This window comes from Lentzea sp. NPDC036955 (genome assembly GCF_055608005.1).
The window spans coordinates 382,463-407,604 of record NZ_JBVJRC010000003.1; the positions used below are offsets into that span (position 1 = coordinate 382,463).

Below are 25,142 nucleotides of genomic sequence, written 5' to 3' on the forward strand. Positions count from 1 at the left end.
TTCACTCTTCGTCGAGCCCGGACAGCTGTTCGATCACGTAGGGCACCAGCGACGACAAGGTCGCCATGCCGTCGCGGACCGCGGAGCGCGACCCGGCCAGGTTGACGACCAGCGTGCTGCCCGACACGCCGGCGAGGCCGCGCGAGATGCCCGCGTCGACCGCTCCCGCGGCCAGGCCGGAGGCCCGGAGGGCTTCCGCGATGCCGTGGATGGGGCGGTCGAGCACGCCCTGCGTGGCGTCGGGGGCGACGTCGCGGGGTGAGACGCCCGTGCCGCCGACGGTGACCACCAGGTCGACGCCGCCGATGACGGCGGTGTTGAGGGCGGCCCTGATGTCGACGACCTCGCCCTCGACGGCGACGGTGCCGTCGACGATGAAGCCGGCTTCTTCCAGGAGTTCGGTGACGAGGGGGCCGGAGCTGTCGTCCTGCTCGCCGTGCGCCACCCGGTCGTCCACGATCACGACCAAAGCGCGGCCAAGGCGCTGCGCGCTGCGTTCCATACCGATCACCGTAGCGGGAGTCGGACTTCGAAGCGGCAGCCAGGACCGTGGTTCTCGACGTCGATGCGGCCGTGGTGGGCGTCGACGAGGCCGCGGGCGATCGCGAGGCCCAGGCCCGCGCCCACCGGGTTGCGGTGGACGGCGCCGCGGAAGCCCACGTCGAAGACCTGCGGCAGCACGTCGGCGGGGATGCCGCCGCACGCGTCGTCGACCCGCACCACCGCGTCGGGTCCGTCCACATCGACCTGCACGGCCACCGCCTCGCCCTGCGGGGTGTGGCGGATCGCATTCGACACGAGGTTGCGCACGACCCGCATCAGCTCCGGTTCGGTGCCGCGGACGACCGGCCATTCACGGGCGTCGGCGCGCAGTTCCACGCCCCTCAGCGCGGCCACGGGAGCGGAGGCGGCCACGACGTCGCTCACCACGTCGGCCAGGCGCACGTCGTGCAGCGTGAGCTTCAGGGCGCCCGCGGTGATGCGGGAGAGCTCGAACAGGTCGTCCACCATCTTCGACAGGTGGTCGGCCTCCTGGGCGATCTGCTTCGCGTAGACGGCGACCTCGCCCGGTTCGGACACGACGCCGTCCTCCAGCGCCTCCGTCATGGCCCTGATGCCCGCCAGGGGCGTGCGCAGGTCGTGGCTGATCCACGCCACCAGCTGGCGCCGCTGGGCCTCCGCCTCGCGTTCCCAGACGCTGCGGCGGGCGATCGCGCGGCCCAGCATGATCGAGAACGGCACCGTCACGACGGCCACCAGCGCGCACGCCAGCAGGGTCGCCGTCAGCATCGGCGTGAACATGAAACCGCTGACCATCAGCACACCCGCGATGGTCGCCACGACCGGCACGATGACCATGACGGTCATCGCGCTCGTCAGCGAGACGCGGCTCAGCCGGTCGAACACGGGTCGTACCGGTAGCCGACGCCCCACACGGTGCTGAGCCGCACGGGCCGTGCCGGGTCCTGTTCGATCTTCTCCCGCAGCCGTCGCACGTGGACGGTCACGGTCGACTGGTCGCCGAACTGCCAGCCCCACACGCGTTCCAGCAGCTCGGCGCGGCCGAACGCGCGGCCGGCGTTGCCGATGAAGAACGCCAGCAGGTCGAACTCGCGGGTCGTCAGCTGCAACGGCATGCCGTTCAACGTCGCCGTGTGCGCGGCCAGGTCGAGCACGAGGTCGCCGTCGCGGACCGTGCGCGGTTCGTAGGCGCGGTTGGCCCTGCGCAGCACCGAGCTCACGCGCAACGCCAGCTCGCGCGGGCTGAACGGCTTCGTGACGTAGTCGTCCGCGCCGATCTGCAGCCCGGCGATCCGGTCCTCCTCCTCGCCCAGCGCCGTCAGCATCACCACCGGTGTCGCCCCGCGCTCGCGGATCCGCCTGCACACCTCGAGGCCGTCGATGCCGGGCAGCATCAGGTCCAGCACCACGATGTCCGGTTCCCGCACGGCGAGCACCCGCAACGCCTGTTCCCCGTCGCCGGCGAGCTCCACCTCGTACCCGGCGTGTTCGAGGTACCGGCGCACCACGTCCCGCACCGTCGTGTCGTCCTCGACGACCAGCACCCGTTCCACCACGTCACCACGCTAGGCCACGAACGACCCCGTCACCCGCACCCGTCAGCACTCCGTAATCAGGTCACGCGGGAGTCCCGCGTTCCCCTGTGGGACACGCGGGACTCCCGCGTGACCTGAAAAAAAGGGGGCCACATCTGCGCGCGGGGCAGGTGCGTGCAGATGTGGCCTCCGGGTCGTCACGCCCGGCTCGGACGGGCGGTTGTCCGAGCCGGGCGTGCCCCGACCTACCCCACCTCGACTCCGCCGAGGGTGGCTTCCACGGTCTTGCCGTCCGACAGCGTCACGGTCACCTTGTCGCCGGGCGCCTTGGAGCGGACGGCGGCCACGAGGGTGTCCGAGCTGTCGATGCGGCGGTCGCCGAACTTGGTGATGACGTCGCCCTCCTTCAGGCCGGCCTGCTCCGCGGCACCGCCGGAGGTGACCTTGCTGATCTGGGCACCGCCGTCCTGGGCCTCGCGGACCTCGACGCCGAGCACGGTCTGCTTGGGCTTGCCGGTCTTCACGATCTCGTCGATCGTGCGGCGGGCCTGGTCCATCGGGATGGCGAAGCCGATGCCGACCGAACCGGCCTGGCCGCCCGCGGAGTTCGGGCTGTAGATGGCGCTGTTGATGCCGACGACCTGGCCCTGCATGTTCACCAGCGGGCCGCCGGAGTTGCCGGGGTTGATCGCGGCGTCGGTCTGGATGGCGTTCAGCACGGTGGCCTGCGAGTTGCGGGCGTCGCCGCCGGCGGAGACCGGCCGGTTGAGCGAGCTGACGATGCCGGACGTGACGGTGCCGGACAGCTCGAACGGCGAGCCGATGGCGACGACGCTCTGACCGATCTTCAGGTCACCGGAGTTGCCGAGCTGCACGACCGGGGCGCCGGAGACGCCGTCGGCCTGGATCACGGCGATGTCGGAGCTGGGGTCGCGGCCGAGGATCTTGGCGGTGGCGGTCTTGCCGTCCTGGAATACGACCTTGATGCTGCCGCCGCTCGCCGCGCCCTCGATGACGTGGTTGTTCGTCACGATCTGACCGTTGCTGGAGATCACGAACCCGGAGCCCTCGCCGGCACCGGACCGCGTGACGACCTGGATCTGCACGACGGACTGCAGCATCTTCGCCGCGACCTCCTCGACCGAGCCGGGGGCCGCGTTGCTCGTCTGCGAGGCGGGGCGCGGGGTGTCGAGCGAGCTCACCGCGGACGACTCGTTGGCGAACGTGTACCCGAGGTAGCCGCCGACACCGCCGGAGGCACCGCCGACCAGCAGCATCAACGCCGCCACACCGGCCACGACCTTGCCGCGGCCCTTCGGGCGGTTCGGCACCGACGACTGGTAGCCGGGCGGGAGGTAGAAGGCACCGGTCCCAGGCTGACCGTGCTCACCGGGCTGGCCGAACGGACCCGGCTGCCCCGGCTGACCGTGGTCACCGGGTTGGCCGTGCTGACCGGGAGGGCTGAACGGACCCGGCTGACCGGGGGTGTCGAACTGCGCGGTGGTGCTCCCCAGCCCCAGCGGGTGCGCCGGGGGAAGTTGGCCGGACCCGGAGGGCGGGAACTGCTGCCGGCCGGGTCCGGACCCGCCGAGCTGCGCCTGGCCCGCGTCAGGTGCGTGCACCTGCGGCTGGGCCGGTGGAGAAGTTGTCCCGGCCTGGCCGGATCCCCCCTGCAAAGGATCCGGCTGGCCGGGTTCCGGCGGCTGCGGGCCCTGCTCCCGCGCACCGGAGTCGGGGTGACCGGCGGTCGGCGGCACGGAGCGGGACTCGTCCGGCTGCTGCGCTGGCTCGTTGCTCTCGGTCATACCCATAGTGTCGGGTGCCGTCCTGAGAGCAGCCTTAAACCAGCCTTTGAGGTCCGTGAGGGTTCCTCAGAGCGCGCGCAGCCGCTCCGCGATCTGCTCCGGCGTCACGTCGTTGATCCACACCGCCTCGCCGGACTCGGAGCCGGCGAGGTACTTCAGCTTGTCCTTGGTCCGCAGCACCGAGAACACCTGGAGGTGCAGCCACATCTCCGCGCGACCGGCGTTCACCGGCGCCTGGTGCCAGGCCGCGATGTAGGGCAGCGGCCGGTCGTAGAGCGCGTCCAGGCGGTGCAGCACCTTCAGGTACAGCGCGGCCAGGTCGTCACGCTCCACAGAGGACAGAGCGGCCAGGTCGGGCACCTGGCGGCGGGGTGCCAGCACGACCTCGACCGGCCACCGCGCCGCGGCGGGCACGAACGCCACCCAGTGCGCCGACTCCTCCACCACCCGCGTGCCCGCGCGGAGCTCCGCCTCCAGCACGTCGCCGAACAACGGCCGCCCGTGCTGCTCGTGGTAGTCCAGCGCCGCCGAGAGCATCCGCTCGGTCCGCGGCGTCACGAACGGGTAGGCGTAGATCTGCCCGTGCGGGTGCGAGAGCGTCACGCCGATCTCTTCGCCGCGGTTCTCGAACGGGAAGACCTGCTCGACCCCTGGCAACGTTGACAAGAAGGCGACGCGGTCCGCCCACGCGTCGACGACGGTCCGCACGCGCGACTCGGACAGCTCGCCGAACGACTTGCCGTGGTCCGAGGTGAAGCACACGACCTCGCACCGCCCACGCCCCGGCGCGCGCACGAACAGCTCCTCGCCATCCACAGTGGACGGCACGTCCGGCACGTTCTGCGCCAGCGACGGGAACCGGTTCTCGAACACGACGACGTCGTAGTCGGCCTCGGGGATCTCGGTGGGCCGCCCCGGTGTCGACGGGCACAGCGGGCACAGGTCGGCCGGCGGCTTGTAGGTCCGCGTCTGCCGGTGGGCCGCCATGGCGACCCACTCGCGGGTCAACGGGTCCAGCCGCACCTCGGACATCGGCTGGGTCGCGGGCAGGTCCCGCGTGTCCGCCGCGACCCGCGGTGGTGCCTCAGCGCTGTCGTCGAAGTAGATGATCTCCCGGCCGTCCGCCAGCTTCCCCGCGGTACGCCTCACGCCAACTCCTCGCCACTTCCCGGTACATGGGCCAGCACCATCTCGCCCACCTGCTCGGCGAGCACTGCGCGCGCGGCGTCCGGCAGACCCTCGTCGGTCACCAGCACGTCCGCCTCGTCGAGATCGGCAATCGTGGAGATGCCCACGGTGCCCCACTTGGTGTGGTCGGCGACCACCACGACCCGGCCCGCGGCGTCGACCAGCGCGCGGTCCGTCTCGCTCTCGTTCAGGTTCGGGGTGGTGAAGCCGGAGCGCTCGGCCATGCCGTGCACGCCCAGGAACACCACGTCCAGGTGCAGCGACCGCAGCGCCTGCACGGCCACCGGGCCGACCAGCGCGTCGGACGGCGTGCGCACGCCACCGGTGAGCACCACCGTGCGGTCGGTGCGCCCGCTCTGCTGCAGCACGTCCGCGACCCGGATCGAGTTCGTGACGACCGTCAGGTCGGGGATGTCGTCGAGGAACCTGGCCAACGTCCACGTCGTGGTGCCCGCGGACAGGCCGATGGCGGTCCCCGGCCGCACGAGGCCCGCGGCCTGGGCCGCGATCGCCTCCTTCTCCGGCAGCTGCCGGACCGACTTCGCCTCGAACCCGGGCTCGTCGGTCGAGCGGCCGACCACCGTGGTGGCGCCGCCGTAGACCTTCTCCACCAGTCCGCGGGAGGCGAGCACGTCGAGGTCGCGGCGCACGGTCATGTCGGAGACGCCGAGGCGGACGACCAGGTCGCTGACGCGCACCGCTCCCGTCCGCCTGACCTCTTCCAGGATCACCGCTTGCCGTTGACGTGCCAGCACCTCACACCTCTTCCCTGAGGACGACGACGTCCCCGGCCCGCACGGTGAGGCGCCCGGAGACCTGCGTGCCGGACACCACGTCGACACCGGACGCCTCGATCTCCGCGTCGGTGTCGGTGTGGTTGACGGCGAAGAGCCACGATACGGCCCCGTGCCGCCGCACGAGCTCGATCCCGGTCCGTGACACCGCGACCCCCGCACCGGAAAGCGCGCTTTCCACCGTTCGGCGGAGACCTGCCTCGTCGAGGTCACATGCGACGTACCACGCGACGCCGTTCCCAAACGCGTTCCGCGTGACCGCCGCGACGCCCGGCAGCGGCCCGTCGGCGTAGGAGGCGATGACCTCGGCGCTGCGGGTGTGCAGGTGCTCGGTCCACAACGAGCAGGTCGACCCGTCGGTCAGCGAGACGGTTTCTCCCTGCCGCAGCGGGAAGAACTCCTCCGAGTACGCGCCCAGCACATCGCGGAACGCACCGGGGTAGCCGCCCAGCCGCACCCGCGTGTGCTCGTCGGTGACCCCGGACAGGTAGGTCACCAGGACATGACCGCCGCCGGCCACGTAGTCCGCGACCACCGCCGCGTGCGCGTCGGACACCGCGTAGAACGCCGGGACCACGACCAGGGCGTACTTCGAGAGGTTCGTGCCGGGTGCGACGAAGTCGACGGTGACGCCGGCCTGCCAGAGCGCCCTGTAGTAACCCAAGACGTGCTGCCAGTGGTCGAAGTCCGCGGTGGGGTGCGCGTCCTGGCGCAGCGCCCAGCCGGACTGGAAGTCGAACAGCACCGCCACCGCGGCGTCCACAGTGGAATCGACGACGTCGGCCAGCTTCGCGTACTCCGCGCCGACCTGGCGGACCTCGCGGTGGACCTCGGTGTCCGGGCCGGCGTGCGGGACCATCGCCGAGTGGTAGCGCTCGCTGCCGCCGCGCGACTGCCGCCACTGGAAGAACAGCGTCCCGTCCGCGCCGTGCGCGACGTGCTGGAACGAGTGCCGGCGCATCTCGCCGGGCAGCTTCGCGATGTTGCGGTGCTGCCAGTTGACCGCCGACGTCGACTGCTCCATCAGCAGCCACGGCCTGCCGCCGGCCAGCCCGCGGGTGAGGTCGGCGGACATCGCGAGCTCGACGTGCCGGTCGGGCGACTCCGCCTGCGTGTAGTGGTCGTTGGAGACGAAGTCGACCTCGCGCGCCCACTTCCAGTAGTCCAGCGCGCCGAACGTCCAGTTGACCATGAAGTTGGTCGTGACCGGCACGTCCGGCGTGATCATCCGCAGCACGTCGCGCTCGGCCTTGTAGAGCTCCAGCAGCGCGTCGTCGCTGAAGCGGTCGAAGTCGAGCACGTGCGCGGGGTTCGCGAACGTCGGCGTCACCCGCGGCGGCAGGACCTGCGCGAAGTCGGTGTAGCCCTGGCTCCAGAACGCCGTGGACCACGCGTCGTTGAGCTGGTCGAGCGTGTAGCGGGCGGCCAGCCACTCGCGGAACGACGCCGCGCACGTGTCGCAGTAGCAGCGGTTGACGTGGCAGCCGTACTCGTTGCCGACGTGCCACGCGGCCAGCGCCGGGTGGTCGCGGTAGTGCCCGGCCATCTCGGCCGCGAGCGCCGTCGCCCGGTCGCGGTAGACCGGCGACGACGGGCAGTAGGCCTGCCGTGAGCCGTGCGAGAGCCGCACGCCGTCCGCGCGGACGGGGAGCATCTCGGGGTACTCGGTCGTCAGCCACGGCGGGGGTGCGGCGGTGGCGGTGGCGAGGTCGGCGCGGATGCCGTTGTCGTGCAGCAGGTCGAGCACCCGGTCGAGCCAGCCGAACCGGTACTCACCTTTGCTGACCTCGATCTTCGCCCAGGAGAAGATCCCGACGCTGACCAGGTTGACCCCGGCCCCGCGCATGAGCTCGACGTCCTCCGCCCAGACGTGTTCCGGCCACTGCTCGGGGTTGTAGTCGGCACCCCAGCCGAGGCCTGGCATGCCCGTGGGCCAAGTCGTCACGGCGGCAAGCGTGGCCGACAACAACCCCCAACGTCAACACAAGCAAACAACACTTCGCGTTTGGCTCTGTTCGGCGGTTGACCGCAACGAGTACCGGGAACGGTCCGGACACAGCGCGTGCACTGCGTGTGCACTGGTTTAACAGCTCCGTAACGGGACTTGACATGCTGTGTGGCTGGGACCACATTGTGCGCAACTTTGTTGGAGTCCTGTTCGGTTCGCACGAGCGAGTGTCACCTGTAGGAGCGATGATGGTTCGGTACGCGTCGGGTTCCACTCCCCTGCCGCACTTCGGCAGGCGCACCATGCTGCGCGTCATGCTGGCCGGTGCGGGTGTCGCCGCCACCGGTGGCCTCGCGGCCTGCGGCGGCGGCTCGGGCTCCGGTGCGGACTCGAAGGTCGTGACGTTCGGCAACAACCTCAGCGACCAGGTGCCGAAGGACGCGATCACCGCGGCGCTGAAGGCGTTCGAGGCGAGCTCGGGCGGCCTGTCGGTCACGATCAACACCAAGCAGCACGAGCAGTACCAGGAGCAGATCAACAACTACCTGCAGGGCAAGCCGGACGACGTACTGGCGTGGTTCGCCGGCTACCGGATGCGGTTCTTCGCCGACCAGGGCCTGACCGGCGACCTCAGCGACCTGTGGGGCAAGGTCGGCGGCAACTACTCCGACGCGCTCAAGCAGGCCTCCACCGGCACCGACGGCAAGCAGTACTTCGTGCCGTTCACCCAGTACGCGTGGGGCATGTTCTACCGCAAGAGCCTGTGGCAGGAGCGCGGCTACGAGGTGCCCAAGACGCTCGACGAGCTCGTGGCGCTGTCCACGAGGATGAAGGCGGACGGCCTGATCCCGATCGCCTTCGCGCAGAAGCAGGGCTGGCCGGGCATGGGCACGTTCGACCAGCTCAACTTCCGCATCAACGGCTACCAGTTCCACGTCGACCTGCTGGCCGGCAAGGAGGACTGGCAGGACAAGCGGGTCAAGGACGTCTTCGACACCTGGAAGCGGCTGCTGCCGTTCCACCAGGAGAACGCGCTCGGCCGCGAGTGGCAGGAAGCCGCGCAGACGTTGCAGCAGAAGAAGTCCGGCATGTACCTGCTGGGCGCGTTCGTGGGCCAGCAGTTCCCCGACGCCGACAAGGCCGACCTCGACTTCTTCCCGTTCCCGGAGATCAACCCCGCGCACGGCACCGACACGGTCGAGGCGCCGATCGACGGCTACCTGATGGCGAAGAAGCCGGCCAACTCCGAGGGCGCGCTCAAGCTCCTGGAGTACCTGTCCTCCGCCGAGCCGCAGCTCGCCTACCTCAAGGCCGACCCGACCGCGGTCGCGACCAACCAGAAGGCGGACCAGGCGAGCTACAGCCCGCTGCAGAAGAAGGTGGCGGACACCATCAAGAACGCCAAGCACATCACGCAGTTCCTCGACCGCGACACCGACCCCGGCTTCGCGAGCGAGGCGGCGACCAACGGGCTGATCGCGTTCATCAAGGACCCGAACAGCGTCGACTCCGTGCTCAAGGGCATGGCCGACCAGGCGAAGAACATCTTCAAGTGACCGCGGTCCAGGAGAAGCCGAAGGCGGTGGTCCCCAGCGGGCCGCCGCCTCGCCGGCGTGGGAAGCGCGCCACCGCGCTGGCGGGCACGGACAAGCTGGTGCTGGCGCTCATGCTCGGCATCCCCACGCTCGTGCACCTCATGTTCGTGTGGGTCCCGGCATTGGGCTCGGTCGCGCTGTCGTTCAGCAAGTGGAACGGCATCGGCGGCTTCGAGGACATCGAGTGGATCGGTGTCGGGAACTACGCCGAGATCTTCACCGAGTACCCGCGGTTCTGGCCCGCGGTGCAGCACAACCTGGTGTGGCTGGCGTTCCTGCTGGTCGTCCCGACCTGCGCCGGTCTGCTGCTGGCCGTGCTGCTCGACCGCGAGCTGCGGTTCAGCCGGGTCTACCAGAGCGCGCTGTACATGCCGATGGTGCTGTCGCTCGCGCTGGTCGGCTTCATCTGGCAGCTGATCTACACGCCCGACGGCGGCCTGCTCAACTCGCTGCTGGGGCTCGGGGACAACCCGGTCGACTTCATCGGCGACTCGGACATCAACCTGTACGCGGTGCTCGTCGCGGCGGCGTGGCGGCACACCGGCTACATCATGCTGCTGTACCTGGCGGGCCTGAAGGCGGTGGACCCGGCGCTCAAGGAGGCCGCGGCACTGGACGGCGCGTCGGCGGCGCAGACGTTCTTCCGCGTCACCTTCCCGGTGATGAAGCCGGTCAACATCGTGGTGGCCGTCGTGACGGTGATCGAGGCGCTGCGCGCGTTCGACATCGTCTACGTCATCAACAAGGGCCGCAACGGACTGGAGCTGCTGTCGGTGCTGGTGACCGACAACATCATCGGCGAGGCCTCCCGCATCGGCCGCGGCTCCGCGGTCGCGGTGATCCTGTTGACGATCTCGCTCGGCGTCATCATCCCGTACCTGTACCAGGTGTTCAGCAAGGAGAACCGGACGTGACGGCCACGCTGGAACGGCCCTCGGTGCCGGCCGTGAAGAAGCACCCGGTGACCCCCGCGCGGGTCGCACTGCACGTGTTCCTGGTCCTCACCTGCCTGGTGACCCTGGCGCCGCTGCTGTGGGCGGTCTACGCCTCGCTGCGCACCTACGACGACACGTCGGTCAACGGCTACTTCTCCATCGCGAAGTCGCTGACGCTCGACAACTTCGCCAAGGCGTGGGAGGTCGGCGACCTGCCGCACTTCTACTGGAACACGTTCCTGATCACCGTCCCGGCGCTGGTCGTCACGCTGGTGCTCAGCTCGATGGTCGCGTTCGGCGTGTCCCGGTTCAGCTTCAAGTTCAACATCGCGCTGCTGATGGTCTTCACGGCGGGCAACCTGCTGCCGCAGCAGGTGATCGTGACGCCGCTGTGGCGGCTGTACCGGCTGATCGAGCTGCCGGCGTGGCTGTCGGAGAGCGAGTCGCTGATCGACTCCCCGCTCGGCGTGATCCTGATCCACATCGCGTTCCAGATGGGCTTCTGCACGTTCGTGCTGTCGAACTACATGAAGACCATCCCGTACGAGCTGACCGAGGCCGCCCGCGTGGACGGCGCGTCGGTGTTCCGGCAGTACTGGCAGCTCACCCTGCCGCTGTGCCGTCCGGTGCTCGCCGCGCTCGCGACGCTGGAGTTCACCTGGATCTACAACGACTTCCTGTGGGCGTTGGTGCTGATCCAGGACGGCGACAAGATGCCGGTCACCTCGGCGCTGCAGAACCTCAAGGGCACGTTCTTCACCGACAACAACCTCGTCGCAGCCGGCTCGCTGCTCGTGGCACTGCCCACGCTGGTGGTGTTCTTCGTGCTGCAACGGCAGTTCGTCGGCGGCCTCACGCTGGGGTCGACGAAGGGCTGACCGGGCAACGCGCAACGCCCCCGGGCCATCGGCTCGGGGGCGTTGTCGTGTGCGGACTACTTGCCGCCGGTCTGCGGGTTGTGGTCCGAGATCGTGCCCCACCGGCTGACCGGGATCACGATCACCCGCGCCTTGCCCACGACGTTGTCGATCGGGATCGCACCGTCGGCGGGCGTCGGGTCGCCGTGCTTGCGCGAGTCGGACGAGTTGTTGCGGTTGTCGCCCATCACCCACAGCTTGCCCGCGGGAACGGTGACCTTCTCGAACGTCTCCTGCTGCTTCGGGCCGGGACCGAAGTTGATGTACGGCTCGTCCAGCGGCTTGCCGTCGACGAGGACGCGGCCCTTGTCGTCACAGCACTCGACGGTCTGCCCGCCGACGGCGATGACGCGCTTGATGAAGTCGGTGCCGCTGGGCTCGGAGAGGTTCACCATCGAGCCGAGGTCCTGCAGCGTGCCCTGCACGAAACCGGGGGGCTGCTTGCCGCCGGTCCAGTTCGGCGGGCCGCGGAAGACGATCACGTCACCGGGCTGGGGGTCGCGGAACAGGTAGGTGATCTTCTCGACCAGCACCTTGTCGTTCACGCAGCCCGTGCAGCCGTGCAGCGTCGTCTCCATCGAGGCCGACGGGATGACGAACACGCGCGCGATGAACGTCTGGATGACGACGGTCAGCAGCAGCGCCACGCCGAAGATGACCAGCAGCTCTTTCCAGAACGGCTGCTTCTTCTTCGGCTTCTTCTTCGAGAACCCCGGCGTCGAGTCGTCGTCGGGTGAGGACGACGACGACTGCGCGGAGGACCGGGACGCGGACGTGGAGAAGCGCGACGTGGGCTCGGCAGGACCGTCCCCGGCCGGCGGGGTCGTCTCCCAGGTCGACGAAGAATCGTCGTTCACGCGATGACTCACACCCCCACCTTACGGACGTCCGGGTAGGCGCAACGTGAACAGGGCACCGCCCTCGGGCGCCCTGCCCGCGGTGGCCGTGCCGCCGTGCCGTTGCGCGACCTGCTTCACGATGGCGAGCCCCAGCCCGGAACCCGGCAGCGTGCGCGCCTCCGACGAACGGTAGAACCGCTCGAAAACGTGAGGTAGATCGGCATCCGCGATGCCGGGGCCCGCGTCCGCCACCTCCACCGCGGCACTGCCGTCGCCGAGCTGGCGGAGCTCCAGCCGCACCGCCGAGCCCGAGGGGCTGAACTTCACCGCGTTGTCGAGGAGGTTCAGCACCGCGCGTTCGAGCGCACTCGAATCACCCAGAAGTGTCCACGGTTGCAGCCGCACGTCGAAGGTGACGGCACCGGAGGCACGGCGGCGGGCGCGGTCCAGCGCCCGTTCCACGACCTCCACGAGGTCGACGGGCTCGTGCACGACCTGAGGTGCGTCCTCACGGGCCAGTTCGACCAGGTCACCGATGAGCGTGGTGAGCTCGTCGAGCTGAGCGCGCACATCGGACTGGATCTCCCGCTTGTCCTCTTCGGACAACGTGGGTGAATCCGGGCGTTCCGACGCGAGCAGCAGCTCCAGGTTGGTGCGCATCGACGTCAGCGGGGTGCGCAGCTCGTGGCCCGCGTCGGCGACCAGGCGGCGTTGCCGTTCCTGCGACTCCGCGACCGCGCCGAGCATGGCGTTGAAGCTGTGCGTCAACCGGGCCAGCTCGTCGTCGCCGGAGACCGGGATCGGCGTGAGGTCACCGGTGTTCGCGACGCGTTCGGTGGCCTCGGTCAGCCGTTGCACCGGCCGCAGACCGGTGCGTGCCACGGCCGTGCCCGCGATGGCAGCGAGCAGCACGCCGGCACCGCCGATCAGCAGCAGCACGATGCTGAGCTTCGCGAGCGTGGCGCGTTGCGGCTCCAGCGACTGCGCGATCACGATCGCCGAGCCGTTGCGGTAGCCGACGGCGATCGCCCGCGTGTCCGTCTTGTAGTCGGTCCACAGGAAGTCGCTGCGCAGGCCCTGCGCGACCTCGCGCGCCTGCGGTGCGTTCGGCGGCTCCTGCGAGTTCTCCGGGTAGCGCAACGTGCCGGTCGAGCCGGACAGCAGGCCCATCCGCACGTCACCGGCCGCGAGGAACGCCGCCGGGTACGTCGTCACCTGGGCGTCGTTGATCGCCACGCCGTTGACGACGGCCACGGCGCGTTCGCGCAGGCTCTCGTCCAGGGCGTCGTAGACGTTCTTGCGCACGATCATGTACGCGCCGAACGACACCAGTGCGACCGCGCCGGCGACGCAGAAGGCCGCCAGCCAGGTGACCCGAGCCCGCAGCGACGCCCGTTGCAGCCGTCCCTGGGGTTCGGCGATCACGGAGGCGTCTCCCGCAGGACGTAGCCCACCCCGCGCACCGTGTGGATCAACCGGGGCTCGCCCTCCGCCTCCGTCTTGCGGCGCAGGTAGCCCACGTAGACCTCCAGCGCGTTGCCCGAGGTCGGGAAGTCGTATCCCCACACGTCCTCCAGGATGCGGCCGCGGGTGAGCACCTGGCGCGGGTGCGCCAGCAGGAGCTCGAGCAGCGCGAACTCGGTGCGGGTCAGGCTGATCGGCCGCTCGCCGCGGCGCACGTCCCGCGTGGACGGGTCGAGCTCCAGGTCGGCGAACCTCAGCACGGCGGCGGAGCCGGACGCGGCCTCGGTGTCGTGGGTGGCCCGCCGCAGCAGCGCCCGCAGCCGGGCGAGCAGCTCCTCCAGCGCGAACGGCTTGGGCAGGTAGTCGTCGGCACCGGCGTCCAGACCGGACACCCGGTCGCTCACCGCGTCCCGCGCCGTGAGCACGAGGATGGGCAGGTCGTCACCGGTGCTGCGCAGCCTGCGGCACACCTCGAGCCCGTCGAGGCGCGGCATCATCACGTCGAGCACCATCGCGTCCGGCCTGGCGGCGGTCACCGACTCCAGTGCCTGCATGCCGTCACCGGCGGTCTCGACCTGGTAGCCGTTGAACTGCAGCGAGCGCCGGAGCGACTCCCGGACCGCCCGATCGTCATCGACAACGAGGATGCGCATGTGGGTCAGTCTTGCCGAGGGAACTGAGAGGCGCCTGAGAAGGTCCTCAACAGCGGGTGTGAGTTCGGCGTTAGCCGCCGCTCAGCCGTCCAGGCCCCGCGCGACGGGGGCGTTCCACTTCCGCCACAGCGCCACCAGCCGCACGGTGATGATCAGCACCGCACCGGCCAGCGCGACCAGGCCCTTCGGCAGCCGCGCCCACTCGCCGACCGCCACGACCACCGCTCCGGCCAGCGCGGCGACGGCGTAGATCTCCCGCCGCAGCACCAACGGGATCTCCCGCAGCAGCAAGTCGCGCAACGCGCCACCGCCGATGCCGGTGGTCATGCCGACCAGGCACGCCGCGTACGGGGGTGCGCCGAGGGTGAGCGCGGTCGTCGTGCCGGAGGTGACGAACAGCCCCAGGCCGACGGCGTCGAGCACCAGCACCGAGCGCCGCAGCTTCGCCACCTGCGGGCTGAACCAGAAGACGAGCACCCCGGTCACGCCGGCGACCAGCAGGTACGGCCAGGTCCGCAGGCTCGTGGGCGGGTGCACGCCGAGCAGGACGTCGCGCACGATGCCGCCGCCCAGCGCCGTGGTGAGCGCCAGGATCACGACGCCGAACACGTCGAGCCTGGCCCGCACGGCGGCGAGCGCGCCGGAGGCGGCGAAGACGGCGATCCCGATCAGCTCGAGTGCGGTGAGCAGCACGGACGAGAAGGGTACGTGGTCACCGGGGTGGCGCCTCCCTGCGGTAACCGGCCTCCAGCCGCCCTCCCGCGGCGGCCAGCACGCGTTCGACGCACTGCGCGAACCACTTCGGGTCACCGCCGCGCGCCAGCGCCCGGTAGGCGTCCACGAGCTCGCCCTCGCCCGCGTCGCGCAGCCGGCGCAGCAGCCACTTGCCGTGGCCGAGCCACCGGTTGCGCACCACCAGCGCCAGCTCGCCCGCGCCGGTCAGCAGCTTCGCCGCGACGAACAGCAGCTCGTCGTCGTCCCGCGCGGAGACGAGGTCCTCCAGCATGTCGGTGACGGCGTAGCGGCGGTCCTCCAGCTCGGTCACGGTCGGCGGCGGCGGGCCCGCGTCGAGCAGGAGCCGCGCCTCGGCCCGCAGCCGCGCGCCGGTGCCGTCCGCGTCGAGCATCATCAGCCCCTCCGCGCACATGTACAGCAGCGGCGGGCGGCGTTCCTTCGTGTCGCGGGCGACGAAGTCCAGGAAGGACTCGACGGTGTGGCAGAACAGCTCGACCGGCCAGCCGCGGTGCACGAACGTCTCCCGGTACGCGCCGCGCAGCCCGTCGATGATCACGACGAGGTCGAGGTCGGAGTTCGGTGTGTAGTCACCGGCGGCGGCACTGCCACCGAGGAACGCGGCCCGTGCGAGCGCGAAGTGCTCGTCGAGCAGGTCCCGCGCGGCGGCCACCGGTTCCCGGTCCCGGCACAGCGGGTGCCCGTTCGGGTACCACTGCGCACGCCTGATCTCCCCAGACATGCCGCCATTGTCACCCGATGGGGGCGGTCGGGCGACGAGTGACATGCGGGACGGCCGGTAACGGCGCCGTCAGAAGAAGTCGGCCAGCCGCGGCACGCCCGCCGAGCCGACGAGCCGGTCCAGCGCCACCGCGTCCGCCGGGTCGCCTTCGAGCAGCCCGGCCCGCCGCAGCGCGTGCGTGTTCTGCAGGCCGGAGAACCACGGTCCCAGCGCACGGGCGTGCACCCGCACCGCGCCCGACCCGCCCGGTTCGACCCGCACCACGCCGTCCGAGGCGACGATCCGGCACGGTCCGGCGTGCCACGGCGCCCGCGGGTCGACGACCTCCAGGTCCACGGCCAGGTCCGCGGCCGGGTCGCCGGTGCACGACCAGCCCCGTGCGGCGACGGCGGCGGGCAGGTCGACGACCCGCAGCATCCAGGTCGAGGTCAGCACCGAGTGGCGCACCGGGGTCGCGCCGAGCAGGTCGACCGTCGCCGGGTCCACGATCCGCAGGTCGACGGCCTCCAGCGTGCCCGCCCACGACTTCAGCGACGCGAGCAGCGTCAGCTGGGCGTCGAGGTCGGCGCCGACGAGGTCGAACACCTTGAGCCGGCCCATGCCGTCGCCGGGTTCGCGCTTGGCGGTGAGGTAGCCGCGCAGCCCGTCCGGTCCCGGCAGCACGGTGACGACGTCCAGCTCCAGCACCTCGGCCGGGTCGATCCGGGGTGGCCGCCGGTCGGCGAGGCCGTCGACGGTCCGCGCCACCTCCAGGTAGCACTCGTGGATCGCCGCCAGGTCGCTCTCCCGCGCGGGCCGCGCCGGGACCCGCTCGGCGGGGCCGGGGATCGAGAGCACCCGGTCCATCGGCAGCTCGACCCACTCGAAGCGCCCCGCGCGTTCCCAGCCGAAACCCCGGTAGAGCGCGGGCACGGTCGGGTACAGCGCGGAGACGGCCTGACCCTGCTCCCGCATGACGCCCAGCGCCGCGTCGAGCAGCGCGCCCGCGACGCCCCTGCCGCGGAACGACCCGTCCACGGCGACACCGCCGATCCCGCCCATGGGGACCGCGGCGCCGCCGTAGAACTGGGCGTACGCGCCGATGCCGAGGACGCCGGCGACCTGGCCGTCGACCTCGGCGACCAGGCCGTGCGTGCCGGGGCGCACCAGCCGTTCCGGCCGCTCGGTCGAGTTGAACGCGACCCTCCGCAGCCGGAACACCGCGTCCAGGTCGTCCTCGCCGTACTCACGGATGTGCACGGGCACCTCTCTACCAGGTGAAGAAGCCCTGGCCGGTCTTGCGCCCCAGCTCACCGGCCGCCACCTTGTCGCGCAGCAGCCGCGGCGGCGCGAAGCGCGGTCCGAGCTGGGCCGCGAGGTGGTCGGCGATGGCCAGCCGCACGTCGAGCCCGACCAGGTCGGTGAGCTCCAGCGGGCCCATCGGCCAGCGGTAGCCGAGCTTCATGCCGGTGTCGATGTCGGCCGCGGAGGCGACCTCCTCCTCCAGCATCCTGATGGCCTCCAGGCCGACCGCGACGCCGAGCCGGGACGTCGCGAAGCCGGGCGAGTCCCTGACCTCGATGACGGTCTTGCCCAGCTGTTCGGCCCAGGTCCGCACCTTGGCGACGGTGGCGGGGTCGACGCCGTCGTGGTGGACGAGCTCGACGAGCTGCTGCACCGGGACGGGGTTGAAGAAGTGCATGCCCAGCACGCGTTCGCCGGGCAGTCCCGCGGCGATCTCGGCGATCGACAGCGACGAGGTGTTGGACGCGAGCACCGCGTCCGGGCACCGCCGGGCGGCGTTGCCGAGGACCTGCTGCTTGAGCGGCACGTTCTCCGGCACGGCCTCGACGACCAGCTCGGCGTCCGCGGGCAGCTCACCGGTGCTCAGGTTCGCGAACACCGCGTCGGCGTCCGCGAGCTTGCCCTTCTCCTGCGCCTTGTCGAGCGACCGCTTGACGGTGCGCGCGCCCTGTTCGGCCCGCTCGGCGTCCGCCTCGGCCAGCGTGACCTGGTGGCCGCCCGCGAGCAGCACGTGGGCGATGCCGGCGCCCATCGTGCCGCCGCCGATGACGACGGCCTTCACCGTTCGACCACCTCGGCGCTGAACATCGCCACGAGCTCCATGCCGCCGATCTCGGCGAGGTTGGCGCCCGACGAGGCCCACTCCGGCGTCTGCACGGCGGCCCTCATCGACTCGGCGGACTCGAAGTACATCTCGGCGACCAGGTGCGGCTCGGTGTCGCCCAGGAATCCGGCGAAGAACACCTGCTGCACCCTCGCGACCTCGGCCCGCACCAATCCGGGCACGGAGGCGACGATCGGCAGGTGCGACTCGAAGTACCTCTGGTCGAAGCCCTCGGGGTCGGCGGGCCTCTTGTACAGCGCGATGTACTTGATCATGTGACGGCTTCCTCCTCGACTCGCCGAGCACTGTAACGCCGACGGCACCCGCGGGCGCAGGGCACGATGGGGAGGTGCGGATCATCCTGCTGCGCCACGGCCAGAGCCTCGGCAACGTCGACGAGCTCGCCTACTGCCGCATCCCCGACCACGCCCTGCCGCTGACTGAGACCGGTGAGGAGCAGGCCCGCGCGGCCGGCCCGGTGATCAGGGCGCTGGCCGGCGACGAGCCGGTCGCGGCCTACGTGTCGCCGTACCGCAGGACGAGGCGGACGTTCGAGCTGCTGGGCCTCGACACCGAGCGGGTCGTCACCGAGCCGCGGGTGCGCGAGCAGGACTGGGGCAACCTCCAGGACCCGGTGCAGCAGGAGGTGCTCAAGCACCAGCGGCACGCGTTCGGGCACTTCTTCTTCCGGTTGCCCAACGGCGAGTCCGGCGCGGACGTGGACGACCGCGTGGCGGCGTTCCTCGACGGCCTCACGGTGCGGATGCACGAGGACGAGGAGCACCCGAAGACCGTGCTGGTCGTGTCGCACGGGCTGACGATCAGGTTGCTGTGCCGCAGGTTCTTCGACTGGAGCATCGACCTGTTCGAGTCGCTGTCCAACCCGGACACGTGCGAGCACCGCGTGCTCGACCACGACGGGACGCGGTGGAGGCTGGATCGCCCGTTCGTCCAGTGGCGCGACTCACCGGACGGGACGACCCAGCTGGCCCACTAGAGGAGTCCGCGCTTGTAGGCGGCGACGAGACGGCGTGGGACGAGGAGTTCCTTGCCGTCCAACGTCTTCACGCGCACCAGGTCCGGTGCGGTGGCCTTCCACTGCGAACGGCGGTGGCGGGTGTTGGAACGCGAGGTCTTGCGCTTGGGAACGGCCATCAGCGCTCACGCTTCCCGTAGCGGCGGTTGAACTTCTCGACCCGGCCCGCGGTGTCGACGAGCCGTTGCGTGCCCGTCCAGAACGGGTGCGAGTCGGCGGTGATGTCGACGGTGAGCAACGGGTAGGTGTTGCCGTCCTCCCACTCGACCGTCCGGTTCGAGGTGGCGGTCGAGCGGGTCAGGAACGTCCTTCCGGTGGACGCGTCCTGGAAGACCACCGGGTGGTAGTCGGGGTGGATGCCGGGCTTCATGTCTGCAACTTCCTGATCGAGTCCACGAAGGACAGTTCGTCGTCGGTGAGCAGTGCGTCGGCGAACGCCGCGGTGATGCCGTCCGGCTCGCCCACGGTGATCGCCACGATCTGGGTGGTCCTGCCCTCGCGCGGCCCGCCGGTGCCGACGTGCAGGCCACCGCCCGCGGACTCCAGGTGCAGCGCGGTGTCCGGTTCGTCGGCGACCCACAGCCGGCCGCGCGAGCGCACGACCGTGCCGTCGAGCAACGCGTCCAGCGCGTCGTCGAGCCGCTTCGGGTGGAACGGGCGGTCGGCGGTGAAGACCGCCGTGGAGACACCGCACTCGGGGACGAGCGGGATCATCCGCGGCCTGGTGCCGCGCCTGACCTCCACGGTGTCGGGCGTGCAGCGGTGCGCGCCGGGAGCCAGCCGGTCGAGCACGGCGAGGGTGCGGTCGTCGGCGTCGCCCTTCAGCACCAGCACGTCGGCGGCCTCGGCCTGCGCGACCACGACCTGGGCGACCGTGCGCTGGTCGCTGACCACCGAGGCGTCACCCAGCGCGTCGTCCAGCCAGGTCGCCGCGTCCAGCACGGTGATCACGCACTCGACGTCCACGTCGAGGTCGCGGCGCACGACGTCCGGTTCCAGCAACGGGTCCAGGTGCAGCACGACCGTGTGACCTCGGAGTGCTTCGAGCAACGCCTTCAGGTCGTCGCGCACGGTGCAGGACACGCAGCCGTGCAGCAGGTCGACCTCGGTGGCGACGCCGTCGACCCAGCGCCGGACCGCGGTGGGCGTGGCGACGTGCCGCACCAGCACCGATCCGGGCCGGTCGCGCCACACCCGCACGGCCACGTCGTGCTCGACCAGCCCCGCCACCATGACGACAACGGTTTCCATGTGCGCTACCGTAGTTGAAAACGAATGTCGTTTCAATCTGTGTTGTTCCGACCTGGGAGGTACGCAATGCGCTGCCAGCTGACGGGCCGTGAGCCCGGCTTCGGCAACCGCGTCTCGCACTCGCACCGCAAGACGCGGCGGCGCTGGAACCCGAACGTCCAGCGCAAGCGGTACTGGGTGCCGTCGCTGAACCGGTTCGTGACGCTGACGCTGTCCACGAAGGCCGTCAAGACCGTCGACAAGCGCGGCATCGAAGCCGTGGTGGCCCAGCTGCGCAAGCAGGGGGTGAAGGTCTGATGGCGAAGGGCAACGACGTCCGGCCGATCATCAAGATGCGGTCGACCGCGGGCACCGGGTTCACCTACGTGACCCGCAAGAACCGCCGCAACGACCCGGACCGGCTGGTGCTGCGCAAGTACGACCCCGTGGCGCGCAAGCACGTCGACTTCAAGGAGGAGCGCTGATGGCGAAGAAGTCCAAGATCGCGGCCGACCGGCGCCGGCGCGAGGTCGTGGCGCGTCACGCGTCCCGCCGCGCCGAGCTCAAGGAGATGCTGCGGCACCCGGAGACGCGCGCGGAAGCGTTGCGGGGGCTGCAGAAGCTGCCGCGGGACGCGTCGCCGACCCGGCTGCGCAACCGGGACGTCGTGGACGGACGGCCGCGCGCCTACTTCCGCGCGTTCGGGTTGTCGCGGTTGCGGCTGCGGGAGATGGCCCACCGCGGTGAGCTCCCCGGCGTGTCGAAGGCCAGCTGGTGAAGCCGCCGCGGCCTGCGAAGCGCAGGCAGAACCTGCTCGCGAGGGAGGGCGTGGCGGTCGTCGACTGGAAGGACGTCGCGCTGCTGCGCAAGTTCATCTCGGACCGGGGCAAGATCCGGTCGCGCCGGGTGACCGGCCTGACGCCGCAGCAGCAGCGCCAGGTCGCCACCGCGGTCAAAAACGCACGGGAGATGGCTTTGCTGCCGTACCCGTCACAAGGGCGATGACGCGGATCGCCGCGCTGGCCAGGAAGGCCAGCGCGGCGAGCTGCACCAGCAACGCGAGCACCCAGGTCGTGTGTTCGTCGACCGTGAGATCGCCCCGAACACCGACCAGGAAGGTCGCGTACAGACCCCAGCACTGCAACGCGGCCAGCGCGGCACCGAGGACCGTCGTGCGCAGCGACACGACCACCACGACCGCGGCCAGCCCGGCGAGCGCCAGCACCGGCCAGGCACCGGTGAACGCGGTCACACCGACCCCGGCGCCGAAACCCAGGGCGGAGCCATAACCACCTGCCATTCTCGTCATCCGTGGTCCATATCGCGAAGTTGAGATCGGCGCCACCTCTCCGGTGTGAAGTTGGTGCTTTCGTGTGAGGCACGATCACGCGAATGAACCTGTACGAAGCTGTGCACCGCCGCCGCGACACCCGCGCGGAGTTCACCGGTGCGGAGATCCCGCCCGACGTCCTGCGCCGCGTGCTGACCGCCGCCCACGCCGCCCCCAGCGTGGGGCTCTCCCAGCCGTGGGACTTCGTGCTGGTGCGCGACGACTCCGTGCGCCGCGCGTTCCGCGACCACGTGCAGGCCGAGCGCAGCGTGTTCGCCGCCTCGCTGGACGCCGAGCGCGCCGAGACGTTCTCCCGCATCAAGGTCGAGGGCGTCCTGGAGTCCTCGCTGGGCATCGTCGTCACCTACGACCCCGACCGCGGCTCGCCCGCGGTGCTCGGCCGGCACGCCATCGCCGACGCCGGGCTGTACTCGGTGTGCCTGGCCATCCAGAACCTGTGGCTCGCCGCCACCGAGGAGGGCCTCGGTGTGGGCTGGGTGAGCTTCTACCGGGAGGATGTGCTGCGCCGGCTGCTGGGCATCCCCACGAGGGTCCGCCCGGTCGCGTGGCTGTGCGTGGGTCCGGTCCGATCACTGCCCGACACGCCTGATCTGGAACGTCACGGTTGGCGCAACCGCCTACCCCTCGATGACGTCCTGCACCACGATCGGTACGGGGCGCGACCGACCCGGTAGCCTGTGCGGGCCGCTCGGCGAGTCGGAACGGAGTCGATGAACGAGTGGAGCAGCGCGATCCGCTGGTAGCGGGCGAGGTACCGCGGCTGGACCGGGAGGTCCGCGCGTTGCTCGACGCTGGCCGCAAGCCGGAGGCCAACAGCCTGTTCGACGAGGTGGTCACCAAGGTGTCCCCCGGAGCAGACCGCTGGGTGCGGTCGGCCGTGCTGGTGAACCGCGCGGTCATGGCGTGGCGCCTCGGCCGCATCCCCCTCGCACTGGAGCTGGCCGCGGAGGGCTGGACCGACCTCGACACCGACCGCGCCGACAGCCCCGCCGTCGCCGAGACCATGGCCGGCCTGGGCTACCTCATGGAGGGCATCGGCAACCGCCGGGCATCGCTCGACATGCTGCGGCTGTCGGTGCAGGTGGCCCGCCGCGCGGGCAACACCGACACCCTGGCGCGCTGCCTGCAGCGCCTCGGCGGCTCGCTGAACTTCCGCGCCTGCTCCGGTCCGCCCGCCGCCGCACCGGCGATCTTCGAGGAGGCCCTCGCCCACCTGGAGGAAGGCCTCGGGCTGGTGAAGGACGAGAAGATCCGCCGTGCCCTGATGGGCGCCTGCGGTCGTTCCCTCGCGGGCGTCGGCCAGCTGGAGAAGGCCGACGAGTTCGGCGAGGAGACGCTGCGCCTGGCGCTCGACGCCGCCGACCTGTGGGGCATCTCGGTCGGCAACTGGGTCCTCGCCGTGGTCCGCCGCGAGAAGGACGTGCTGGACGAGGCCCGCACGTTCGCCGCCCGCGCGGTGGCGAACGCCGAGCGCATCAACGACACCTCGCTGCTGCTGCGCTTCTCCACCGAGCTCGCCGACATCTGCCACGCACTGGGCGACTCCGTCGGGGAGGCCGAGGCGCTGCGCCGGTCGATGACCGCGGCCCGCACCGCCACCGAGACCCTCCAGGAGGGACTCGGCCAGGCGCTCGAACAACGCCGGGTGGCCGTCCAGGCACAACGCCTGGCGGTGGCCGCCCAGGAAGCCGCGGCCCGCGACCCGTTGACCGGCCTGGCCAACCGCCTGGGCCTGGAACGCGCGGCGCAGGCACTGCTGGAGTCGACCGCGGCCCGCGGCCGGGTTCCGTGGCTGGTGCTGGTGGACGTGGACTGGTTCAAGGGCGTGAACGACGACGCCGGTCACGCCGCGGGCGACGCCGCCCTGCGCGAGATCGCCGCGCTGCTGCGTCGCGAGTGCCGTTCCGACGACCTGGTCGCCCGCTGGGCGGGCGACGAGTTCGTGGTGCTGCTCGGCGACACCGGCCCGAACATGGACGTGGGCCCCACCGTGGCCGAACGCATCCGCGCGGCCGTCGACGGCCACGACTGGACCATGGTGCTCGGCGCGGTCCGCCGCCCGACCGTGAGCATCGGCGTGGCGGCCGGCCCCGCGAAGCTCGACCAGCTGTTCGCGGCAGCGGACATGGCGCTCTACCGGGCCAAGCGGCACGGCCGCAACCGGGTCGAGGTCGAGCCCTCCGCCGACGAGGTGCAGGAGATCGTTTCCGGTGGCTGAGCCGGGCCCCGTGCGGGAGCCCGGCCCAGCCCGTCCTCAGGCGATCAGCCCACCTCGGTAGGCCACCAGGGCGGCCTGCACGCGGTTGACCGCGCCGATCTTGCCGAGCACCGACGACACGTAGCCCTTCACCGTCGCCTCCGACAGGTGCAGCGTGCCACCGATCTCCGCGTTCGACATGCCCTGCCCGATCAGCACGAGCACCTCGCGCTCGCGTTCCGACAGCGACGCCAGCAACCGGCGGGCCGGCTCGGCCATCCGCTCACCGTCGGCGACCGCGGCCAGGACGCGGGCCGCGACACCGGGGTCGAGCACCGCTCCCCCGCGCGCGAGGTCGCGCACGGCCTTCACGAGCTGTTCCGGTTCGGTGTCCTTGAGCAAGAACCCGGAGGCCCCGAGTCTCAACGCCTCCGAGACGTACTCGTCGACGTCGAACGTGGTCAGGATGCACACCCGTGGTGGTTCCGGCAGGGTCCGCAGCCGCCGCAGGGCCGCGAGTCCGTCCGAGGTGCGCATCCGGATGTCGAGCAGGACCACGTGGGGACGGTGCTGGCGCGCCAGGTCGGCCACCAGGTGCCCGTCATCGCATTCGGCGACGACTTCGATGTCCCCGACACTGCTCAGGATCATGCGAAGGCCAGAACGGACGAGGTCCTCGTCGTCGGCCAGCAGAACCTTGATCACGACGCCTCCCGCATTGGCGTTCCGTGCTCCCTCATGAGCCGTGATCTTCGCGTACAACCGCCGAAGGTCACGTTAATTCTCAGTTATCTCATCATGTGGTAACCGTTTTTCGAGATGGCGGGAGGCGTTCACAGTTACCGGAATAGCGCGGTGACTTCGCTGCGTAGGCGCGGCAGCAGGGCATAGAGGGCATCACCTGGACACTGAGTGACCATGAAGTCCCGATGGCCGAAAATCTCACCTGTTGGAATGCCGTACCGGAAACACAGGTGCGCGCAGAAGGCGACCAGTGAATCCCACTGCGCCAGCGGTGGGGAGACGTCCACGTAGAGGCCTTCGTTCTCGATTCCGATGGCGCAGTCGTTCTGACCTGGACAATGCGCGCCGACCACGATGCGGTCGCCGAGCTCGAGGGCGTTGAGGCTGCCGTGCCGCCCCTCCAGGACGAACCCGCCGCGGCTGTTCGAGAAGTGCTGACCTGAGTCGACCCAGCCGTTTTGGTCCATATGAAGGTTCTGAATCCACTGCGCGTGCTCATAGGCCCGGCCTATCGACTGGTTGTCGAGGTTCGGGGAAGTTGAATGGTGAATCACAATGCGTTCCGGCTTTCGGACCACCACCTCGATGCCTTCACCCGGAGGGCGGGCACCCCAGTCGGCGCAGGAATAGATCTGAACAGGGGCTTGCGCGGTCGCAGGCGTGGCGGACAGGGCCGGGACGGCGGCGGTCGCGGTGAGGGAGGTCAAGAGCGTGCGTCGGCGGATCATGCTGATCTTCGTCGCATACGTGATCGATACAGCGCATCTGGAAGCAGTTCCAGAAATGCGAAGGTCTTTCGCAATAGGCG

General features: G+C 70.6%; 31 protein-coding genes. 10 read left to right on the forward strand and 21 right to left on the reverse strand.

The genetic code is table 11. The features are described from left to right. Nucleotide 1 precedes the first annotated feature (1 nt). The 7 genes from ACZ7CF_RS11005 to ACZ7CF_RS11035 all read right to left on the reverse strand — a co-directional run bounded on the left by ACZ7CF_RS11005 (nucleotide 2) and on the right by ACZ7CF_RS11035 (nucleotide 7,789). Nucleotides 2–502 (reverse strand): MogA/MoaB family molybdenum cofactor biosynthesis protein, encoded by a 501-nt coding sequence (locus ACZ7CF_RS11005; RefSeq protein ID WP_360385787.1) that lies wholly within the window; start codon nucleotides 500–502, stop codon nucleotides 2–4. Nucleotides 503–507: 5 nt separating this feature from the next. Next, nucleotides 508–1,368: a sensor histidine kinase gene (locus ACZ7CF_RS11010; protein ID WP_470369673.1), complete on the reverse strand. Its 861-nt coding sequence runs from the start codon at nucleotides 1,366–1,368 to the stop codon at nucleotides 508–510. 23 nt (nucleotides 1,369–1,391) lie between these two features. After that, the gene (locus ACZ7CF_RS11015) at nucleotides 1,392–2,078 is read right to left on the reverse strand and encodes a response regulator transcription factor (protein ID WP_360385785.1); all 687 of its coding nucleotides are present in this window, start codon (nucleotides 2,076–2,078) and stop codon (nucleotides 1,392–1,394) included. A gap of 224 nt (nucleotides 2,079–2,302) precedes the next feature. Next, nucleotides 2,303–3,862 (reverse strand): S1C family serine protease, encoded by a 1,560-nt coding sequence (locus ACZ7CF_RS11020; protein WP_470369488.1) that lies wholly within the window; start codon nucleotides 3,860–3,862, stop codon nucleotides 2,303–2,305. A 66-nt stretch (nucleotides 3,863–3,928) separates the two neighbouring features. Then, nucleotides 3,929–5,011: a galactose-1-phosphate uridylyltransferase gene (gene galT, locus ACZ7CF_RS11025; RefSeq protein ID WP_360385781.1), complete on the reverse strand. Its 1,083-nt coding sequence runs from the start codon at nucleotides 5,009–5,011 to the stop codon at nucleotides 3,929–3,931. Next, nucleotides 5,008–5,805 (reverse strand): DeoR/GlpR family DNA-binding transcription regulator, encoded by a 798-nt coding sequence (locus tag ACZ7CF_RS11030; protein ID WP_360385779.1) that lies wholly within the window; start codon nucleotides 5,803–5,805, stop codon nucleotides 5,008–5,010. The genes galT and ACZ7CF_RS11030 overlap by 4 nt, the downstream gene beginning before the upstream one ends. A gap of 1 nt (nucleotide 5,806) precedes the next feature. After that, nucleotides 5,807–7,789, reverse strand: coding sequence for a beta-galactosidase (locus ACZ7CF_RS11035; protein ID WP_470369489.1), 1,983 nt, complete (start codon nucleotides 7,787–7,789; stop codon nucleotides 5,807–5,809). A 251-nt stretch (nucleotides 7,790–8,040) separates the two neighbouring features. On the opposite strand from ACZ7CF_RS11035, the gene ACZ7CF_RS11040 reads away from it, so the two are divergent. The 3 genes from ACZ7CF_RS11040 to ACZ7CF_RS11050 are packed head-to-tail and all read left to right on the forward strand — an operon-like array spanning nucleotide 8,041 to nucleotide 11,200. Beyond that, nucleotides 8,041–9,348 (forward strand): ABC transporter substrate-binding protein, encoded by a 1,308-nt coding sequence (locus tag ACZ7CF_RS11040; protein ID WP_458429465.1) that lies wholly within the window; start codon nucleotides 8,041–8,043, stop codon nucleotides 9,346–9,348. Further along, nucleotides 9,345–10,301 carry a carbohydrate ABC transporter permease gene (locus ACZ7CF_RS11045; protein WP_360385773.1) on the forward strand — a complete coding sequence of 319 codons (957 nt, stop codon included), beginning with the start codon at nucleotides 9,345–9,347 and terminating at the stop codon, nucleotides 10,299–10,301. The genes ACZ7CF_RS11040 and ACZ7CF_RS11045 overlap by 4 nt, the downstream gene beginning before the upstream one ends. After that, nucleotides 10,298–11,200 (forward strand): carbohydrate ABC transporter permease, encoded by a 903-nt coding sequence (locus tag ACZ7CF_RS11050; RefSeq protein WP_458429466.1) that lies wholly within the window; start codon nucleotides 10,298–10,300, stop codon nucleotides 11,198–11,200. Before ACZ7CF_RS11045 ends, ACZ7CF_RS11050 begins: the two co-directional genes overlap by 4 nt. A 56-nt stretch (nucleotides 11,201–11,256) precedes the next feature. On the opposite strand, the gene lepB is transcribed toward ACZ7CF_RS11050, so the two are convergent. From lepB to ACZ7CF_RS11090, 8 genes are all read right to left on the reverse strand, one after another. Further along, the gene (gene lepB / locus ACZ7CF_RS11055) at nucleotides 11,257–12,108 is read right to left on the reverse strand and encodes a signal peptidase I (RefSeq protein ID WP_360385769.1); all 852 of its coding nucleotides are present in this window, start codon (nucleotides 12,106–12,108) and stop codon (nucleotides 11,257–11,259) included. A 9-nt stretch (nucleotides 12,109–12,117) separates the two neighbouring features. Continuing rightward, nucleotides 12,118–13,503, reverse strand: coding sequence for a sensor histidine kinase (locus tag ACZ7CF_RS11060; protein ID WP_458429467.1), 1,386 nt, complete (start codon nucleotides 13,501–13,503; stop codon nucleotides 12,118–12,120). Continuing rightward, on the reverse strand, nucleotides 13,500–14,195 hold the full coding sequence (locus ACZ7CF_RS11065) for a response regulator transcription factor (RefSeq protein ID WP_360385767.1): 696 nt from the start codon (nucleotides 14,193–14,195) through the stop codon (nucleotides 13,500–13,502). The genes ACZ7CF_RS11060 and ACZ7CF_RS11065 overlap by 4 nt, the downstream gene beginning before the upstream one ends. 81 nt (nucleotides 14,196–14,276) lie before the next feature. Beyond that, complete coding sequence (locus ACZ7CF_RS11070; RefSeq protein WP_360385765.1) at nucleotides 14,277–14,888, reverse strand: trimeric intracellular cation channel family protein; 612 nt, start codon at nucleotides 14,886–14,888, stop codon at nucleotides 14,277–14,279. A 19-nt stretch (nucleotides 14,889–14,907) separates the two neighbouring features. After that, on the reverse strand, nucleotides 14,908–15,669 hold the full coding sequence (locus tag ACZ7CF_RS11075; protein WP_360385763.1) for a nucleotidyltransferase domain-containing protein: 762 nt from the start codon (nucleotides 15,667–15,669) through the stop codon (nucleotides 14,908–14,910). A gap of 69 nt (nucleotides 15,670–15,738) precedes the next feature. Next, nucleotides 15,739–16,908, reverse strand: coding sequence for a GNAT family N-acetyltransferase (locus ACZ7CF_RS11080; protein WP_458429468.1), 1,170 nt, complete (start codon nucleotides 16,906–16,908; stop codon nucleotides 15,739–15,741). A 10-nt stretch (nucleotides 16,909–16,918) separates the two neighbouring features. Further along, nucleotides 16,919–17,734: a 3-hydroxyacyl-CoA dehydrogenase family protein gene (locus ACZ7CF_RS11085; RefSeq protein ID WP_470369490.1), complete on the reverse strand. Its 816-nt coding sequence runs from the start codon at nucleotides 17,732–17,734 to the stop codon at nucleotides 16,919–16,921. Next, on the reverse strand, nucleotides 17,731–18,051 hold the full coding sequence (locus ACZ7CF_RS11090; RefSeq protein WP_458429470.1) for an EthD family reductase: 321 nt from the start codon (nucleotides 18,049–18,051) through the stop codon (nucleotides 17,731–17,733). Before ACZ7CF_RS11090 ends, ACZ7CF_RS11085 begins: the two co-directional genes overlap by 4 nt. Before the next feature lie 74 nt (nucleotides 18,052–18,125). On the opposite strand from ACZ7CF_RS11090, the gene ACZ7CF_RS11095 reads away from it, so the two are divergent. Further along, complete coding sequence (locus tag ACZ7CF_RS11095) at nucleotides 18,126–18,773, forward strand: histidine phosphatase family protein (protein WP_360385755.1); 648 nt, start codon at nucleotides 18,126–18,128, stop codon at nucleotides 18,771–18,773. On the opposite strand, the gene rpmF is transcribed toward ACZ7CF_RS11095, so the two are convergent. From rpmF to ACZ7CF_RS11110, 3 genes are read right to left on the reverse strand one after another with little or no spacing between them, the layout of a single operon-like run. Further along, nucleotides 18,770–18,931 carry a 50S ribosomal protein L32 gene (gene rpmF / locus ACZ7CF_RS11100; protein ID WP_360385753.1) on the reverse strand — a complete coding sequence of 54 codons (162 nt, stop codon included), beginning with the start codon at nucleotides 18,929–18,931 and terminating at the stop codon, nucleotides 18,770–18,772. The genes ACZ7CF_RS11095 and rpmF overlap by 4 nt on opposite strands. Continuing rightward, nucleotides 18,931–19,182, reverse strand: coding sequence for a type B 50S ribosomal protein L31 (locus ACZ7CF_RS11105; RefSeq protein ID WP_360385751.1), 252 nt, complete (start codon nucleotides 19,180–19,182; stop codon nucleotides 18,931–18,933). The genes rpmF and ACZ7CF_RS11105 overlap by 1 nt, the downstream gene beginning before the upstream one ends. Next, the gene (locus ACZ7CF_RS11110) at nucleotides 19,179–20,063 is read right to left on the reverse strand and encodes a GTP-binding protein (protein WP_360385750.1); all 885 of its coding nucleotides are present in this window, start codon (nucleotides 20,061–20,063) and stop codon (nucleotides 19,179–19,181) included. Before ACZ7CF_RS11110 ends, ACZ7CF_RS11105 begins: the two co-directional genes overlap by 4 nt. Before the next feature lie 66 nt (nucleotides 20,064–20,129). Between ACZ7CF_RS11110 and rpmB the strand changes: the two genes are divergently transcribed. From rpmB to rpsR, 4 genes are read left to right on the forward strand one after another with little or no spacing between them, the layout of a single operon-like run. Continuing rightward, the gene (gene rpmB, locus ACZ7CF_RS11115) at nucleotides 20,130–20,360 is read left to right on the forward strand and encodes a 50S ribosomal protein L28 (RefSeq protein WP_360385748.1); all 231 of its coding nucleotides are present in this window, start codon (nucleotides 20,130–20,132) and stop codon (nucleotides 20,358–20,360) included. Then, nucleotides 20,360–20,527 carry a 50S ribosomal protein L33 gene (gene rpmG, locus ACZ7CF_RS11120; RefSeq protein ID WP_065914914.1) on the forward strand — a complete coding sequence of 56 codons (168 nt, stop codon included), beginning with the start codon at nucleotides 20,360–20,362 and terminating at the stop codon, nucleotides 20,525–20,527. The genes rpmB and rpmG overlap by 1 nt, the downstream gene beginning before the upstream one ends. Then, nucleotides 20,527–20,820 (forward strand): 30S ribosomal protein S14, encoded by a 294-nt coding sequence (gene rpsN / locus ACZ7CF_RS11125; protein WP_360385745.1) that lies wholly within the window; start codon nucleotides 20,527–20,529, stop codon nucleotides 20,818–20,820. The genes rpmG and rpsN overlap by 1 nt, the downstream gene beginning before the upstream one ends. After that, nucleotides 20,814–21,047 carry a 30S ribosomal protein S18 gene (gene rpsR / locus ACZ7CF_RS11130; RefSeq protein WP_360386651.1) on the forward strand — a complete coding sequence of 78 codons (234 nt, stop codon included), beginning with the start codon at nucleotides 20,814–20,816 and terminating at the stop codon, nucleotides 21,045–21,047. The genes rpsN and rpsR overlap by 7 nt, the downstream gene beginning before the upstream one ends. On the opposite strand, the gene ACZ7CF_RS11135 is transcribed toward rpsR, so the two are convergent. After that, nucleotides 20,995–21,351 carry a hypothetical protein gene (locus ACZ7CF_RS11135; RefSeq protein WP_360385743.1) on the reverse strand — a complete coding sequence of 119 codons (357 nt, stop codon included), beginning with the start codon at nucleotides 21,349–21,351 and terminating at the stop codon, nucleotides 20,995–20,997. The two genes, rpsR and ACZ7CF_RS11135, sit on opposite strands and share 53 nt — an antisense overlap. 83 nt (nucleotides 21,352–21,434) lie before the next feature. On the opposite strand from ACZ7CF_RS11135, the gene bluB reads away from it, so the two are divergent. Next, nucleotides 21,435–22,067 (forward strand): 5,6-dimethylbenzimidazole synthase, encoded by a 633-nt coding sequence (bluB, locus tag ACZ7CF_RS11140; RefSeq protein WP_360385741.1) that lies wholly within the window; start codon nucleotides 21,435–21,437, stop codon nucleotides 22,065–22,067. A 44-nt stretch (nucleotides 22,068–22,111) separates the two neighbouring features. Continuing rightward, nucleotides 22,112–23,611, forward strand: a complete 1,500-nt coding sequence (locus ACZ7CF_RS11145) for a tetratricopeptide repeat-containing diguanylate cyclase (RefSeq protein WP_360385739.1) — start codon at nucleotides 22,112–22,114, stop codon at nucleotides 23,609–23,611. 36 nt (nucleotides 23,612–23,647) lie between these two features. On the opposite strand, the gene ACZ7CF_RS11150 is transcribed toward ACZ7CF_RS11145, so the two are convergent. Together ACZ7CF_RS11150 and ACZ7CF_RS11155 are read right to left on the reverse strand one after the other, a co-directional pair. Continuing rightward, entirely contained in the window at nucleotides 23,648–24,295 is a 648-nt protein-coding gene (locus ACZ7CF_RS11150; RefSeq protein WP_065914918.1) for a response regulator, read from the reverse strand. A 134-nt stretch (nucleotides 24,296–24,429) separates the two neighbouring features. Continuing rightward, complete coding sequence (locus ACZ7CF_RS11155) at nucleotides 24,430–25,062, reverse strand: peptidoglycan recognition protein family protein (RefSeq protein WP_458429473.1); 633 nt, start codon at nucleotides 25,060–25,062, stop codon at nucleotides 24,430–24,432. Nucleotides 25,063–25,142: the final 80 nt, after the last annotated feature.